This window comes from Lactiplantibacillus modestisalitolerans (assembly GCF_005405425.1).
Taxonomy (GTDB): domain Bacteria; phylum Bacillota; class Bacilli; order Lactobacillales; family Lactobacillaceae; genus Lactiplantibacillus; species Lactiplantibacillus modestisalitolerans.
Window position 1 is genome coordinate 1 of sequence record NZ_BJEA01000012.1, and the last position, 15238, is coordinate 15238.

Genomic DNA, 15238 nt, shown 5'->3' on the forward strand with positions numbered 1-15238 from the left:
GCTTCAAACCGAAACTTGCGCCCGCTGATGTCGTTAAGATCCTCAAAGGGTCAAGTGCTCGCTTATGGTTCACAGATCACCCAGAGACAAAGCGCAAACTGTGGGGCGGTCACTTATGGTCCCCTAGCTACTACATTGGGACATTAGGTGAGATGTCTAAGCAAGTTGTCGAAGAATACATTAACAAGCAACGTACAGAAAAAAGCAACGCTGGCCGTCCCTCTAAGAAGAGCAACTAACGTTACTTTTCGTTTGGCTTCATCTCGGCACTAAAGTACCGAGTTTTCGCCTTGGCTACCGAGATGTGGGAGTTAGGCTCCGTAATAAAGTGGTGGGGCCCAGCTAACCACCCGTTGATCAATGCGCGGCTCGTTCCGCCGATCAAGGCCCCGACCGCGACGGCCATAATTTTAGCCATGTTCAAACTCCTTTCAGGAAAGTGTTTTTAGTTTACTGAAAATCACTTGTGCTGACAACAGGCCCCTTTGAAGACCGTTGCAAAGGCTCCGCTAATATGCTAGGCTATAAAATAATTAAACGAAATACGGAGGATTCAGCCAATGCGCAACTAATTAATTCTAGGAACTGAACGGAACGATCCCTTAAAGGGGCGTAGTCTGTTCATTTTGGGATTAATTAGGGGTGCGCTGGCAGAATCATGGCTAGCGGTTCGCGTGATCAAGTTGACGGGGCCGCTTTTTGTGTGCCGGACTGGCGGTTGGGCGCCCATTAATCCCGCATGATCGGGGGATTTTAAAATGACGGAAATTAAAATAGTACGTTTAAGTAAACAAGTTGCGGGCCGAACGTTGTTTGAAGCGCCCGCGTTAACCGCAACCACGGGTGAGCGCGTTGGAATCGTGGGGCGCAACGGTGCTGGTAAGTCGACGCTGGCCCATCTAATTAGTGGTCAGGACCCTGATTTTCAGGGCCAGTTGGTCGTTGATCAGCCAGTCAGTTACGTGCCGCAAATCGCACCCACGTTGGATCGTAGTGGTGGTCAGGCAATGATTGCCCGGGTTCGACAAGCACTTGTCCAACGACCAGCGATTTTGATTTTAGACGAACCGTCGTCTAATTTGGATGAACAACATCAAGACTGGTTAGCCCAGCAGTTAACGCATTATCACGGCCTACTACTCCTCATTTCGCATGACCGGCAGTTATTAAACGCGGTTACGACGAAGACGTGGGCGGTGACGGCTGGCAAATTTCGGTCTTACGCTGGAAACTACGCGGCGTATCAACAACAACTAGACCGGGAACAAACGACGCAGGCAAAGCAGTACCATGAGCAAACGAAGCACCTCCACGAGTTACAGCAGGCCCGGCAAACTCGCTTAGAAAAGGCTCAGCGAATTCGCAAGGGTAACCGGCGGATGACCGCCGGGGAGCGCAGCAATTCGCGGTCGCTCCGCGAAGCGACCGCGGCTAAGATGGAACGAAGTGCGAAAAGTATGTTAGCCAAGGGTCAGCGAGAAGCGCGGGTAGCCAAACCCGTTACTACCAGTGGCTTTAAGCTGGTTGCGACTGATTTTCCGCACTTTACGGGTAAGACGGTCGTGAAGGGCTTAGACGTGACCCTTAAACGTGCCCACCAAACCTTACTTCAACGGGCGACTTTTCAAATCGATCCGGGCGACCGGGTGGCAATCACGGGTCCCAACGGGTGCGGTAAAACGACCCTTTTACACGCAGTGTTGGCCCAAGCAACTCCCGGCTTAACGCTTGCTCCCGCCGCGCAAGTCGGCATTTTTAACCAAGATATGACGAGCTTACCGTCGACCCGCACCGTCTGGCAAACGGTGCGCCGTGCCAGTCAATTACCCGACCAAACGCTACGAAACGTGATGGGGGCGCTGGGGCTAGCCGCCCGCTTTTACGATCAACTGGTGGGGGCGTTAAGCGGTGGCGAACTCGTTAAGTTACAACTCGTGCGTATCTTAGTCGGGGCCTATAACGTGCTGATGCTCGACGAACCTACAAACTACTTGGACGTTGACGCTTTGGATGCGCTGGCGGACTACCTGACGCACTATCCGGGAACGGTGATTTTTGTCTCCCACGACGCACCGTTTCGGCGGGCGGTAGCGACCCGGACGTTGCAGTTTGACCGGCAGCGTTTGACCGACCCGCAGCGTGAAGCGGCGCCGACCAAGGCAACCCCGGCGCCCGACGTAACCTTGTTGCGCTTTCAATACGACCAATTAATGGCTGATCCGCAGGCCACCACGGCGGAGTTGCAACGACTTAAACGGCAAATTGATCAGTTAACGCAGCGCGATTAATTCAAAATCAGTGGATTACCTGAAAAAGTGCCCTGAATGAGGCGACCCGATACCGGGTCCTCGTTCAGGGCACTTTACTGGTTGTTACAAGCTGGACTTAATACCAAGGGATGATAAACACGCCAACCTGTAAAAGCACGATGCCACCAATCAAAATAGCCCAATCGCGCCGCCGCAACGTAATTTGACGATAATGGGTGCGGGGGGCGTCTTCCACGAATCCGTGTGAGCGCATGGCCTGAGCTAAATTTTGCGACCAGTTGATGGATACTAAGATGGCCTTAAAATACAGCTGTGGTGACCAAAACGAGAGCGTTTGGCCGCGCATCCGACCGGCCGCCCGAATAATTTCAACCTCGTGCTTGATTTTCGGAATTAAGTTATAGGCGGCTAAAACACCGTACGCGAATTTTGCGGGTAAGTGCCAGTTTTGTTCTAGTGAATCGGCTAACTGTAAGATATTGGTCGTTAGCGTGAAGGTCGCGCCCGTAAAGACGAAGGCGTAGATCCGGGTAAACAGGACCCAGGCCATTAGCGTTTTGTCACCGGTTCCGTTGATGTACTGGGTACTCCACAACCCGATGGCTGGCAAGAGCGGGACTAGTAGTAACCAGCCCAGTGTTTTGAGCCGGGTACGCTTAAATAGTAGGTAAATCAACGCGATGATGATCAGGGCGACGTTTAAGCTAACGATCGTCGTAAAGGAAATTTCTAGCGCAACCACGAACAGGAGGGCCAGTTTCATACTAGGATTCATGGCGGCCCCTCCCAACGTAGTGTAACTGGTGGTTTTCAAAGTGCAGGTGGTGATCAATCAGCGGCGTTAAGCCGGTTAATTGATGACTAATAATGATCAAAGTCTGGTGGGTGACAGCTAAGGTGGTCTGCAAGAGTGCCACCAGCGCGTGAATTGATTTTAAATCAAGGCCCTTTAAGGGTTCATCCATCAGTAACACGGGCGACTGGATAATCAGCATTAATAAAATTTGGAGCTTCTTTTTTTGACCCTCACTCAACGTATAAATTACCCGGTCGTCACGGCCGGCCAGGTTCAGTTGGCTGAGGGCGGTTTGAATGCGTTCTGGTGTAAAGTAGTCGCCAGACGCGTATTTCTGACTTTGAGCGAGTTCTTCAGCGACGGTGATATTTAAAAACTGGGTCTCAGCGTCTTGGAAAAGTAGCGCGACGTGGTGGGCGTAGCGTTTTCGCTTGATTTTTTGAATATCGGTTCCACGGTAGCTAATCGTGCCCGCGTAGTCGCTGAGCCGAACCAGTGCTTCAAAAAGGGTCGATTTACCGCACCCGTTGGCCCCCGTGATGAGTAGGTTGCGGTGGCGCGGCAATTGAAGGTCGGTCGGCTGTAAGAGAACGTGGCGACCTTGCTGCAATTGTAGCTGCTGGAAGTTAAAGACCGTTTCGACGCCGAGAGCTGGTCGTTGCCAGTCCGGTTGGTGGGCGGCTTCAAACGCAGCAAAAAACTGTGGCCAATCCGTGCGGGGGAGGGCTCGTAATTGATGCGCGGGTGTGATCTGCATGACGTGGTCGACAAGCGGGGCGTAACCCGCCAAATCGTGGTCCGCTAAAATGATCGTTTTGTGGCGCTGGTCCCGCAAGGTAACGAGGCGCTTAAGGAGACTGGCCCGGGCAACCGGGTCAACGCTAGCAAACGGTTCGTCGAGTAAAATGACGTCGCTATCCATGGCTACGATGACGGCCAGGGCCACCTTCTGCTTTTCGCCCCCGGACAATTGCGTTAGGATGCGGTGCTGGAGCTGCCGAATCCCGACAAAATCTAGCGCGGCCGTCAAACGGGCCATCATCTGGTCGGGTGCGACTTGCTGATTTTCCAGAGCAAATAAGAGCTCGTTTTCAACGGTGTCCATCGCAAACTGCTGGTTAGGATTTTGAAACATCATTGCGACGGACTTAGCACGTTCGCCGGCTGGAATTGCCGTGAGCGGTTGGTGGCCGTAGCGAATCGTGCCCTGCTCAGGTGCTAGCGCCATTAACCCCGCCATTAACTCAAGCAGGGTTGATTTACCGGTACCCGAAGGCCCCGTTAGCAACGTAAATTGGTTCGCAGGAAAGGTGCCGGTTGCGTGATCAAAAATGGGCGTTTGCGCCGCCGAGTATGCATAAGTTAACTGCTCAATCGCAATCGCAACCACGCTGGTCACCATCCTTTCTAATTATTGTGAGTTGATTTTAAAACGTGACTGCGGTCGAGCAGGTCGGTAATGGCTTTCGTGAGGAGTCCGCCAAAGACAAACATTGAAATAAAGCGGATGACCAAGTAAAGCAATAATAGCCAGAGTTGTAGTTTAAAGTACCCGTTGCGGGCTAAGTCCCAGCCAAAGGTGACCAGGGTCGTTGTAATTGCCGAAGCGGTTAGGCCCACCCAGTCGTAGCGCTTATATAGCGTGACAATGTAGCCTAGTTCGGACCCGAAGCCTTGGACGATTCCGGAGATTAACGTGGCAATTCCCCATTGCCCCCCAAAAAACATTTCGACGGTCGCGGCTAGGAGTTCTCCTAAAGTTGCGGAACCCTTTAACCGAATTAAGTAGCCGGCTAGCATCCCCGGCATGCACCACAAACCTAATAAGATTTCATTGGCGAGACCGCTCAATCCGACCGGGGTTAGTGCGGCGGTTAAAACGTCGTATAAATAGTTGGTCCCCATAAAGATCGCCCCAAAAAAGATCCCGACCAACGCCAATAAAATAATGTCACTCAAATACCATTCTTTTACCCATTTCATGTGTAAAAGCCTCCTCATAAGATGTTCATTCATTGCTCCCGCGAGACAAAAAAAGCCCACCACCCGTTAACAAGTGGTCGGCGAATCGTCATCGATGGTCCCCAAAAAAGCATTGCTCCCTGCGCTGGCATTATCCAGATTCAGGTTCAATGGGTATTCTCTCAGCCGTGATTGGCACCCCAGTTGCTATGAATGATAGCTCAAGTGTACCTAATTTTTTTTGATAGCGCAATCAGAAGTCCCCCGGTTAGGGAGCAAACTTCAAGGTTTAATCAAAAATGTGTGGTTTACTAAAGATAGTAATGATTTCTGATGATTAAGGGAGGGGACGCCAGTGACGACGTCAATTTATGATTTTAAAGAGACTGAGATGAGCGGTCAAACGCTTGATTTGGCCCAGTACCAGGGTAAGGTACTCCTAATTGTGAATACGGCCAGCAATTGTGGGTTAGCACCGCAGTTCAAGGGCCTCGAAGAACTTTATCAAAAGTATCAAAGTGAGGGATTAGTGATTTTAGGGCTACCGTCGAATCAGTTCCATCAAGAAAAGGCGGACGATGACGCGACGCATGATTATTGTCAGCGCCACTACGGGGTAACCTTCCCGATGACCAAGCGGGTGTTTGTTAACGGCGAAGAAGCCGATCCGCTCTTTACGTATTTAAAGCAGGCGGCTGGCCACGGGCGAATCAAATGGAACTTTACGAAGTTTTTAATTGGTCGGGACGGCCAGGTATTAAATCGCTATGCACCGACGACCCGGCCCGTAGCGTTTGAGACGGCGATTCGCGACGCGCTCGCTGACCGTTAAATTAGGATTGAATATTTTTTGAGGAGGAATGTTTCGTGGAAACGTACACGTTACGGGATGGCCTAACCGTCCCGAAAGTTGGCTTTGGGACTTACCGGTTGAACGGTGTCCACGGCGTCCAAGTGATTGATTCAGCGATTGATCAAGGTTACCGCCTGATTGATACGGCCTTTAACTACGAAAATGAGGGGGCCGTTGGGGAAGCGGTGCGTCGCACCAGCGTCCCGCGCTCAGAACTGTTGATTTCGTCGAAATTACCGGGACGGCATCACCACTACCAAGAGGCCTTGGAAACGATTCAGGAATCCCTCTACCGGGCGGGGTTAGACTATTACGACCTTTACCTCATTCACTGGCCTAATCCTAAGGAAGACCAGTACGTAGAGGCGTGGCAGGCGTTGATTGATGCTCAGAAATTCGGCCTAGTTCGGTCGATTGGGGTGTCGAATTTCCTTCCCGCGCACTTAGAGCGCCTTGAACGCGAGACGGGCATAATGCCGGTGATTAATCAGGTTGAATTGCACCCGTATTTTAACCAGCAGGCCCAACGGGATTATGACCAAGCACACGGCATTTTGACCCAGGCGTGGAGCCCAATCGGCCACGCGAGTGAAATGCTTAAGAACCCGACCTTACAGCAATTGGCGGCGAAGTATCAAAAAAACGTGGGCCAACTAATCTTGCGCTGGGAACTTCAGCTTCAAACGTTGCCAATTCCGAAGTCCTCGACGCCGAGCCGACAACGTGGTAACCGCGACTTGTTTGACTTTGAAATTAGCGCGGCGGACATGGCAACCATTAACGGCTTAAGCCGGCCGGATGGGCGCTTACATGATCAAGATCCAGCAGTTTATCAGGAATTTTAGTGAATAAAAGGTTCTGTACCAATTAGTGCTGGCTAGATTTACCTTCATATGAAGTTTTGCGGCGTAATTTAACAAATCTTAATTGATGAAGCTGATTCCGCAGAACGATTACTAAATTTAACGTAAGCTTGCTTGCTATTTTGCTAGTTACAACGAACTGATTGAAAATTCAATTGGCAACCTTCTTAGCAAATCAACACCAAATATCATGGAACCGAATAAAAACGCATCAACCGCACCCAGCTAGAGGTTGGCGGTTGATGCGTTTTTTAGGCTTTAACGATGAATTGCAATAATTTTGACTTGATAATTCCCGTTGGGCGCACTCACAGTGACGACGTCGTTGAGGGTGTGATTGACGAGGGCCTTGCCAATTGGCGACGTAAACGAAATTTTATTCGCGGTTAGATCGGCTTCCTGCTTACCCACGAGTTGGTAGGTCAACTGGTCGTGATCGTCCAAAAATTCGATCGTCACGAACTTGCCAATGTCTAATTGATCGTTATCAGCTGGTTGGACCACCTGGGCGTATTGTAGTTGTTTATTTAAAAACCGTAAGCGACTTTCGAGGCGGCCCAGATCACGCTTCGCGTTAGTGTACTCCGCGTTTTCAGAACGGTCACCTAACGCAGCTGCGGCCGCAAGCACCTTGATGCGGTGGGGACGTTGCTTTTTAAGCGCCTCAATTTCGGCCTCAATGGCGTGGTAGCCAGCGGGCGTCATTTTGTTAAAAGTTGGTTCCATAGTCAACAAACCTCACAGTGTAGATAGATTTATAGGGCTAGTGTACCGCAAATGCCGGGCCGCGACTACGCTGGTCGCTGGGCATTTTGATGGTTGCGTTTGTTAGGTCATTTTTTATTGACGATAATAAAGAAATTAATGATAAAAATAAGGATAAAAAAATAGCCAAAAGCTAAATAGCCTTGGCTAGTCGTAGAGTTTCTCACGCTCTACGGAGTTACGAACATTTTAAGTATAGGCATAAAAAAACAAAAATACAATTTTTTTGCTATGCTTTTCAAGCTTGATATATTAATAATGTGAACGATTACAAAGAAAATTTAACTTTTTGAGGCTAACCCCTTGAATTTTAGTCTAGACCAATATACAATTGGACTATACCAAATAAAGAGGGAGTCAGTTAATCATGAAAGTTATCGTAGTAAAGGATCAAGCTGCCGGCGGTAAGGAAGGCTACAAAGTATTCAAGGACGCTTTAGACAATGGCGCAAAGGTATTTGGGTTGGCAACTGGTTCAACGCCCGTTACAACTTACAAAGAAATCGTAAATAGTGATTTAGATTTCAGTAACTGCACATCCGTTAACTTAGACGAATACGTTGGGATTGCCCCAGACAACGAACAAAGCTACAAATACTTCATGCAATCACATTTGTTTGACGCAAAGCCATTCAAGGAATCATTCTTACCAAACGGTTTGGCTGATGATCCTGCCGCTGAAGTTAAGCGTTACGACAAAATCATTGATGAACATCCAATTGACTTACAAATCTTAGGCATTGGCCGCAACGGGCACATTGGTTTTAACGAACCAGGAACTGCGCGCGACGTTACGACCCACGTGGTTGACTTAACACCATCAACGATCGAAGCCAACGCCCGCTTCTTTGAAAGTGAAAACGACGTGCCTAAGCAAGCCTTCTCAATGGGCTTAGCTTCCATTATGAAGAGTAAGCACCTATTGCTGGAAGCCTTCGGTGAAGACAAGGCGGACGCGGTTAAAGGAATGATCGAAGGTCCTGATAGCCTTGATTGCCCAGCAAGTATCTTACAAAACCACCCAGACGTTACGGTGATCATTGACGAAGCGGCTGCAAGTAAGTTAAGTAAGAAGTACTAAAATTTAAATTAAACTGAACTAATGACGAGCATCCAGTAACCGGTCAGCCGGTGCGGGGTGCTTGTTTTTTAGGTTCATTTTGAATTTGGCACCCCTCCCCGATAACAGAATTGGTATAATCAAGGTACGAATCCAAAGGGGGGACGCCCACGATGCGACAATTTTATCAGCGCTACCGCAAACAATTCAACGGTTTTGTGTGGGTCAGCGGCCTGTTTTTCGTTTTCTTAGTGGTTTTTATTTTTGGCGTCAAGGGCTTACTCGATTATTTTACGATTGGTCGTTATGACTGGGGCGGGTATTGGACCAGCCTAATCCATAACTTTCTCGGGACGTTCATCTTTTTTGTGCTAATTTTAATTGTTGAATGTCTCCGCGAAAAGTACCGCCGTCAGCGGTAAATAAACGTTAAACGCACCCCACTAGACCGGTTGCTCCGGCTAACGGGGTGCGTTTATGCGTTCTTATTAGTTATTAAAGGTTTTGGCCCTTTTCCCAACTTGTGGCGGAAAGGAGTAAGCCTTGCTTAACGAGTTGATCGAACAACGCGTGGGTCCGCTTGGAAATTTCACCAGCAGTTTCGGCGTTGGCCCGCGTCAACTTCGCGGCGTAGTCACTAGTTACGGCAGCGTCAGTTGCGGCAACCCGACCACGGGCGTACGATTGGCAACCCGCACGAAAGGCATTGACCGCTTCAGCAAAGTCGTGCCAGTGGGGTTCGATGAGTACGGAGAGTGTCTTGGATAGCCAGTAAACGTTGTCGACGTCGACGGTTGCGGTCGTGTTGCGGTAGTCAACGGGCGTATCCGTAATATTGGTGAAAAACGGCACGTACGGCGCGTAGGCAAAGAAGCCCATTGCGACCCATTGAATGGCGGCTTGCTCGGCAGGAACGTCGTTTCGAATTTGCAAAATGGACGAGCACTGGTTGCGGTCCATGGCAATTGAACGGTAACGCTTTTGTTCACGGGCGTCACCGGATGCAAAGGTGCCAAACGGATCGTAGCGGGTCCCATTGTAATGGGAGGAAAGGAAAAACTGGACGTCTTCGATCGCCAGTTTACGACTTGGTGTACGGTACATTGGCATGTTTTGATCAGTTGGTTGTTGCTCACATTCGGGATTAAATAACTTTTGACCGTACCAGGTCCGCGGCGTGTTGTAGTAGGCGTCGGCTTCACTATGGGTGCCAAAAATTTCGCGGAAATTAAACGTGCCCGGCGTTGGGTTTAAGTGAAATTGTTCAACAAACGCAAGCAGGTCACTCGCGCCGAGGAAGTTTTCCGGATCGTCGAGGTCCATTTCCTGTAAAACCGTTTGGTTCGGGACGATCGCGTAGGCGTCATCGGGTAAGCGCATGGCGCCCCAGTGGTGGCCCCCGGCGGTTTCGAAGAGCCAAACGTCGTCGTGGTCGTTAAAGGCAATACTGTTACTTTCGCCGGTACCGTACTTTTCAATGAGGGCCCCGAGCCGTTGAACGCCTTCCTTGGCACTCCGAATGTAAGGTAATACGAGGGTGACCATGGCCTCTTCATCGATCCCGTCATGAACGAGGGGATCGTAGCCTAAAACCCGTGCGTTGGTCGCGGTCGTTTCGGTGGCACTCATGCCAACGTTAAATTCGTTGATGCCGGCTTCTTCGTATTGGCCGTCACTTTGATCGGCTTGCGGGGTCGCGGTATAGCGAAAAGCGTGGTCGGGCAGTGGGACGGTCACGCCGGTCGTTACCGAGTGGTAACTGGCGTTGGCCTGCGTTTTGGCCGGGTGCACCACGAATTTGATCGGGTTAATTGGCCCGTAGCCGTCCTCGTTGCGGGCGACGATCGTGGAGCCGTCCATACTAGCTGCCTTACCAACAATTATTTCAGTACAATCTGAAGCTTTATTCATCGTAATGATTCCCCCTTGATACTTTTAAGTATAGAAGTCCCACCTAAAAATTCAATGCTGGATTGGGCGGGGGCGGTTACGAGCCGCTTTTTTATTAAAAAAGTAATTTTAGAACTTGTGAAAACGCAATCATTAATTACTTGCATTAATTATGAATAAGATTATAAATGGCGTAACCGCGGCGTAATTCGGAGTTGTGCCAACTTTTTGATTTGTGAATTGGTGAGTTTAATTTTGGCACAACTTACCGTGCCACGGGTCTACCTAGAAGTTCTTGAAACCGTTTTCGGTAGCCGATATGATATAGACGTTAAGAAAAAGGAAGGAGCTTTAACAGATGAGTGAGAATATAAATACAACCGCAACGCCAAGTGCTCCCGCTGCAAAAAAGAAAGTGGGCATTAAGGCGCGCGTACAAAAATTTGGTAGCGCTTTAAGTAACATGGTCATGCCAAATATCGGGGCCTTCATTGCTTGGGGGCTAATTACCGCCATCTTTATGGCTGGGGGCTGGTTCCCGAATGCGGGACTTGCCAAAATGATTCAACCGATGGTGCACTACTTGCTACCATTATTAATTGCCTTTACCGGTGGGAACATGCTTGCCGGACACCGTGGTGGGGTCGTTGGTGCGATTGCCACGATGGGGGTCATCGTTGGGTCGACGATTCCAATGTTTATCGGGGCCATGATTATGGGTCCGTTAGGTGGTTGGGTCATCAAGAAATGGGATGACGCCGTTTCCGATAAGATCAAGAGCGGGTTTGAAATGTTGGTCAACAACTTCTCTGCTGGGATTATCGGGATGCTGTTAGCCATCGTTGGTTACTTTGCCATTGGGCCAGTTGTTAGCGCTGCCAGTGCTGCTATGGCCGCTGGTGTTGGTTGGATTGTTAAGATGAAGTTGTTGCCATTGGCAAACGTCTTCATCGAACCAGCCAAGATCTTGTTCTTGAACAACGCGATTAACCAAGGGATTTTGACACCGTTAGGGATTCAAGCGGCTGCTGATGCTGGTAAGTCGATTCTCTTCCTATTGGAACCAGATCCAGGTCCAGGGTTAGGGGTCTTGTTAGCCTTTGCATTGTTTGGTAAGGGAACTGCGAAAGCTTCCGCACCAAGTGCGATCATCATCCACTTCCTTGGTGGGATTCATGAAATTTACTTCCCATACGTTTTAATGAAGCCAGCATTGTTCTTAGCCGTTATCGCTGGTGGGGTTACCGGGACGGCCACCTTTAGTATTTTAAACGTTGGTTTACGTTCCACACCTTCACCTGGTTCCATCATTTCACTACTATTGATGTCACCAAAGAGCGTTTCTAACTACATTGGCTTACTCATTGGGGTCACGTTAGCAACCTTGGCTTCCTTCGTCGTTGCCGCCATCATCTTGAAGCGGGACAAATCCGGTGCTACGGATGACTTAGCCGCTGCTCAAGGTAAGATGAGTGACATGAAGAACGGTGGTACCGCTACTGAAGCAACTAGTGATGCTGAACCTGCTGATGTCATTGCTTCTTATAAAGACGTTAACCACATCATCTTTGCTTGTGATGCTGGGATGGGGTCATCCGCAATGGGTGCTTCCTTACTCCGGGACAAAGTGAAGAAGGCCGGCATTGAGATGTCCGTTACCAACACGGCCATTAGTAATTTGAAAGACGAACCAGGATTATTAGTTATTACGCAAAATGAATTGGCAGACCGGGCCGCTCAAAAGGCACCGCACGCGTTGCGCTTAGCCGTTGATAACTTCTTAAGCAGTCCGAAGTACGACCAAGTCGTGGTTAACTTGAAAGCCCGCGACCAAGTTAGTGAAGAGCCAGCACCTGCATCCGAAGCACCCGTAACGGATACGGAAGATCCAAGCGCTTTACCAACGAATTTAGATTTAAGTATTGTGAATGAAATTGTCTTTGTTCACCATGATAGTCACCTTGGAACGGCCACGATGGCAACTTCCTTGATGCGTGATCGGTTGAAGAAGGCTAATAAACAAGTCCCAGTTAAGAACCTCGGAATTGATGAATTGACCGACAGCAACAGCTTGTTAGTTGTTTCTAGTTCGGAAGCAGCGAAGAACTTGAAGACCCGTTACACGCAGGTTCAAGTCCTCGTTACCGACGACCTATTGAGCTCACCTAAATATGATAAGATGGTATCGGAATTGAAATAAACGAATATAAATACCATTATCGTACGAGGTGCCCCCATGGTTAAATTTACACAACGTCAAGACGAATTATTACAATTATTGTTAGCAAACCCCGATGGCCTTTCAATGGGTCAGATTGAAACCGATATCAACAGTAGTCGGCGAACGATTTACCGGGAGTTTAGTAACCTCGAGTTAGTGTTACAACAAGCTGATTTAAAAATTGTTAATCAAAACCATCATTATCAGTTGATTGGTGCGGCCACTGCTTTAGCGGACTTTCAAGCCCAGCTGAAGGCTAGCCATGAACTAGCACCGGCCTTTGACTCGCAGACCCGCCAAAACGCGTTGGCTTGCCGGCTATTGATGGCAAGTACGTCAATGAAGTTAAAGGAGTTAGCACTTGATTTTGATGTCAGTGTCGCGACGATTTCTAATGATTTAACCGCCCTGACCACGCCGTTTGATGATTACGAACTATCAATTGAACGGTTGAAGTCGCGGGGGATCCAAGTTGCCGGAACCGAAGCGAATGTTCGCAACCTGTTTGCCACGATTTTAAATAACGAAATTAATGATTACGAATTTTTTAAAACAATTGGTAAACTCAACCGCGGCTTAGCCGTTTCGGCCAACGATGAGCAGTCGTATTTTCTGAATTTACTCGACGCCCCGACGTTGATCATTTGTTACCAGGCCGTCCGCAACCTAAAGAAAAAGTACTTTGGTTCCGTACCGGATGGTCAGTTACAGCAATTGATCATCACGCTAACGACCGGCGTCATGCGGTTACAAAACCAGCACCGGGTCACGTATTTACAAGGGATTAACCGTGATGACTTTTTAAAGTATCAGCGCATTGCCTTAGCCATCATGACCCAGTTGCCGGGAGCCGTGAAGTCAGAAATTACGGGCGCTGAAATTGACTTTTTGGCGCAACAGATCAAAGGATTAACCTTCCGAATTGATCAGGATACGTCCTTGTCGAACTATGATTTACAGTTGACGTACCAAGTTAAACAGTTGATTGACGCGGTTGCGCACTATTTTCACTGGTCATTTGGGACCGACGACCGGCTGCTAAACAACCTAACGGCCCACATGCAGATTGCGCTTCAGCGTGATGGGGTCCACGGCCCGGTACCACCGAGTCCCGAATTACAAGAAGTTCGGGAGCAATATCCAAAACTATACGCCGCGGTTGTGCGGGGGTTCGCGGATACGTTCCCGGAGCAAGATTTTAAGGCGGATGAACTAACGTACCTGTTAATTCACTTCGCCACCACCTATGAACAGCAATTAAGTCACCAAGTGTTAAAAGTCCTCGTGCTCTGTCCGAACGGGATGACCACGGCGCGGATCTTAAAGACCCGGCTGGCCCGGCTCGTTCCCGAAATTACGACAATCGAGGTCGCTCGGATTGGTAGCTTAGGTCACATTAACTTACAGGATTTTGACATGATTCTGTCGACCACGGCGCTACCAGGGTTCAAGTTGAACTACCGGGTGGTCAGTCCGTTGTTACTTGAAAACGAAGTCAGTTCGCTCCGCGAATACATTCACCAGTACTTCCCAAGTACCCAGGTGACGGAAGCGCCGGTCGTCCTTGACCAGCCGACCGCGCTTGACTTCGATACCGTTTACCAGCGGATGACAACCGCAAAGCAGATTTTGGATCGGTTTACCATTACCCCCATTCGCAATGAACGTGAAACGGTCGCCGAGATGTTAGTCAAGGTGACCCGGCAAATTGATTCCAAGTTGATCCATGATCCAATGGAAGTTGCTGGACGGTTGTTACACCGCATTGGGATGGCGCCGGTGGGGATTCCAAATACCAACCTGGCGCTCGTCCATACGTTAAGTCAACAGGTGACCGCCCCGTATTGTGCCATCTTTGAACTCGATCAGCCAATTACTTTTAAAAGTATGGACAGCAAGACGATTCGTTTACGGCGAATCGTGTTGATGCTCGGACCAGAAAACATTAGTGACTATGAGAACCGTTTGATGGGTAAGTTGAGTGCGTTAGTCATCGAAAGTCAAAGTAACCTCAAGACTTTTATGACCGGTGATCGCCAACAACTATATCAGTTAATTAGCAAAGCATTTTTAAACGAACTAACGAAATAGAGTAGGTGAATATGGAATGGAAGCTTTAGATAAAAAAATGATTGCGTTGAACCAGCAAGTGGCTACGCAAGAAGAAGGCATCCGCTTAGCCGGTCAGTTATTGGTCGATGGCGGCTGTGTCGAGCCCGAATACATTGACGCGATGCAAGCGCGGAACAACGATGTCTCCGTATATATGGGTAACTTTATTGCCATCCCCCATGGTACTGAAGATGGTATGAAATACATTAAAAAGACCGGGATTTCCGTGGTCCAAGTACCAATGGGTGTGAGCTGGGGTGATCCAGCCAATTCCGATGATGATAAGACGGTAACCGTCATCTTTGGGATTGCCGGGTTAAACGGCGAACACTTGAACCTCTTATCTCAGATTGCCATTTACTGCAGCGATGTCGCCAACGTGGCGAAATTAGCGGACGCTCAATCTGAAGATGAAATCATAAATCTATTAAAGGAAGTTGATTAGA

The 15238-nt window shown here is 49.0% G+C and carries 15 protein-coding genes and 1 riboswitch; of the genes, 9 read left to right on the top strand and 6 right to left on the bottom strand.

Annotation, left to right across the window (positions count from 1 at the left end):
• A partial coding sequence (gene tnpA / locus FFM79_RS07785; RefSeq protein ID WP_137642911.1) for an IS200/IS605 family transposase occupies positions 1-239 on the top strand: 239 nt, incomplete at its 5' end.
• A 2-nt stretch (positions 240-241) separates the two neighbouring features.
• Here tnpA and FFM79_RS12635 read toward each other — a convergent pair.
• A complete protein-coding gene (locus FFM79_RS12635; RefSeq protein ID WP_170177418.1) occupies positions 242-418 on the bottom strand; it encodes a hypothetical protein in 177 nt (58 codons plus the stop codon).
• Positions 419-758: 340 nt separating this feature from the next.
• Between FFM79_RS12635 and FFM79_RS07790 the strand changes: the two genes are divergently transcribed.
• Entirely contained in the window at positions 759-2288 is a 1530-nt protein-coding gene (locus tag FFM79_RS07790; RefSeq protein WP_137642912.1) for an ABC-F family ATP-binding cassette domain-containing protein, read from the top strand.
• Positions 2289-2385: 97 nt separating this feature from the next.
• Here FFM79_RS07790 and FFM79_RS07795 read toward each other — a convergent pair whose 3' ends face one another.
• The 3 genes from FFM79_RS07795 to FFM79_RS07805 are packed head-to-tail and all read right to left on the bottom strand — an operon-like array spanning position 2386 to position 5049.
• On the bottom strand, positions 2386-3045 hold the full coding sequence (locus FFM79_RS07795) for an energy-coupling factor transporter transmembrane component T family protein (protein WP_137642913.1): 660 nt from the start codon (positions 3043-3045) through the stop codon (positions 2386-2388).
• Positions 3035-4456: an ATP-binding cassette domain-containing protein gene (locus tag FFM79_RS07800; protein WP_137642914.1), complete on the bottom strand. Its 1422-nt coding sequence runs from the start codon at positions 4454-4456 to the stop codon at positions 3035-3037. The genes FFM79_RS07795 and FFM79_RS07800 overlap by 11 nt, the downstream gene beginning before the upstream one ends.
• A gap of 17 nt (positions 4457-4473) precedes the next feature.
• On the bottom strand, positions 4474-5049 hold the full coding sequence (locus FFM79_RS07805; protein ID WP_137642915.1) for an ECF transporter S component: 576 nt from the start codon (positions 5047-5049) through the stop codon (positions 4474-4476).
• 97 nt (positions 5050-5146) lie between these two features.
• Positions 5147-5241, bottom strand: a riboswitch (TPP riboswitch).
• A gap of 142 nt (positions 5242-5383) precedes the next feature.
• Here FFM79_RS07805 and FFM79_RS07810 point away from each other — a divergent pair.
• Together FFM79_RS07810 and FFM79_RS07815 are read left to right on the top strand one after the other, a co-directional pair.
• Positions 5384-5860, top strand: a complete 477-nt coding sequence (locus tag FFM79_RS07810) for a glutathione peroxidase (RefSeq protein ID WP_137642916.1) — start codon at positions 5384-5386, stop codon at positions 5858-5860.
• Positions 5861-5895: 35 nt separating this feature from the next.
• The gene (locus tag FFM79_RS07815) at positions 5896-6726 is read left to right on the top strand and encodes an aldo/keto reductase (RefSeq protein ID WP_137642917.1); all 831 of its coding nucleotides are present in this window, start codon (positions 5896-5898) and stop codon (positions 6724-6726) included.
• Between the two features lie 276 nt (positions 6727-7002).
• Here the strand turns inward: FFM79_RS07815 and greA are convergent, their stop codons facing one another.
• Complete coding sequence (greA, locus tag FFM79_RS07820; protein ID WP_137642918.1) at positions 7003-7470, bottom strand: transcription elongation factor GreA; 468 nt, start codon at positions 7468-7470, stop codon at positions 7003-7005.
• Between the two features lie 406 nt (positions 7471-7876).
• On the opposite strand from greA, the gene FFM79_RS07825 reads away from it, so the two are divergent.
• Both FFM79_RS07825 and FFM79_RS07830 read left to right on the top strand, forming a co-directional pair.
• On the top strand, positions 7877-8590 hold the full coding sequence (locus FFM79_RS07825) for a glucosamine-6-phosphate deaminase (RefSeq protein WP_137642919.1): 714 nt from the start codon (positions 7877-7879) through the stop codon (positions 8588-8590).
• A gap of 152 nt (positions 8591-8742) precedes the next feature.
• Positions 8743-8991: a hypothetical protein gene (locus FFM79_RS07830; protein WP_137642920.1), complete on the top strand. Its 249-nt coding sequence runs from the start codon at positions 8743-8745 to the stop codon at positions 8989-8991.
• A 73-nt stretch (positions 8992-9064) separates the two neighbouring features.
• Here the strand turns inward: FFM79_RS07830 and FFM79_RS07835 are convergent, their stop codons facing one another.
• Positions 9065-10480 (bottom strand): C69 family dipeptidase, encoded by a 1416-nt coding sequence (locus tag FFM79_RS07835; protein ID WP_137642921.1) that lies wholly within the window; start codon positions 10478-10480, stop codon positions 9065-9067.
• A gap of 337 nt (positions 10481-10817) precedes the next feature.
• On the opposite strand from FFM79_RS07835, the gene FFM79_RS07840 reads away from it, so the two are divergent.
• The 3 genes from FFM79_RS07840 to FFM79_RS07850 are packed head-to-tail and all read left to right on the top strand — an operon-like array spanning position 10818 to position 15237.
• Positions 10818-12659 (top strand): PTS mannitol transporter subunit IIBC, encoded by a 1842-nt coding sequence (locus FFM79_RS07840; protein ID WP_137642922.1) that lies wholly within the window; start codon positions 10818-10820, stop codon positions 12657-12659.
• 36 nt (positions 12660-12695) lie between these two features.
• Positions 12696-14771 (top strand): BglG family transcription antiterminator, encoded by a 2076-nt coding sequence (locus FFM79_RS07845; protein WP_137642923.1) that lies wholly within the window; start codon positions 12696-12698, stop codon positions 14769-14771.
• A 16-nt stretch (positions 14772-14787) separates the two neighbouring features.
• Positions 14788-15237, top strand: a complete 450-nt coding sequence (locus tag FFM79_RS07850; RefSeq protein WP_137642924.1) for a PTS mannitol transporter subunit IIA — start codon at positions 14788-14790, stop codon at positions 15235-15237.
• Position 15238: the final 1 nt, after the last annotated feature.

What these genes read in the sequence shown, in the direction of transcription:
- FFM79_RS07790 (WP_137642912.1), top strand. Translation starts at nt 759, where the DNA reads ATGACGGAAATTAAAATAGTACGTTTAAGTAAACAAGTTGCGGGCCGA.
- FFM79_RS07825 (WP_137642919.1), top strand. Translation starts at nt 7,877, where the DNA reads ATGAAAGTTATCGTAGTAAAGGATCAAGCTGCCGGCGGTAAGGAAGGC.
- FFM79_RS07850 (WP_137642924.1), top strand. Translation starts at nt 14,788, where the DNA reads ATGGAAGCTTTAGATAAAAAAATGATTGCGTTGAACCAGCAAGTGGCT.
- FFM79_RS12635 (WP_170177418.1), bottom strand. Translation starts at nt 418, where the DNA reads ATGGCTAAAATTATGGCCGTCGCGGTCGGGGCCTTGATCGGCGGAACG.
- FFM79_RS07830 (WP_137642920.1), top strand. Translation starts at nt 8,743, where the DNA reads ATGCGACAATTTTATCAGCGCTACCGCAAACAATTCAACGGTTTTGTG.
- FFM79_RS07845 (WP_137642923.1), top strand. Translation starts at nt 12,696, where the DNA reads ATGGTTAAATTTACACAACGTCAAGACGAATTATTACAATTATTGTTA.
- FFM79_RS07835 (WP_137642921.1), bottom strand. Translation starts at nt 10,480, where the DNA reads ATGAATAAAGCTTCAGATTGTACTGAAATAATTGTTGGTAAGGCAGCT.
- greA (WP_137642918.1), bottom strand. Translation starts at nt 7,470, where the DNA reads ATGGAACCAACTTTTAACAAAATGACGCCCGCTGGCTACCACGCCATT.
- FFM79_RS07795 (WP_137642913.1), bottom strand. Translation starts at nt 3,045, where the DNA reads ATGAATCCTAGTATGAAACTGGCCCTCCTGTTCGTGGTTGCGCTAGAA.
- FFM79_RS07840 (WP_137642922.1), top strand. Translation starts at nt 10,818, where the DNA reads ATGAGTGAGAATATAAATACAACCGCAACGCCAAGTGCTCCCGCTGCA.
- FFM79_RS07805 (WP_137642915.1), bottom strand. Translation starts at nt 5,049, where the DNA reads ATGAAATGGGTAAAAGAATGGTATTTGAGTGACATTATTTTATTGGCG.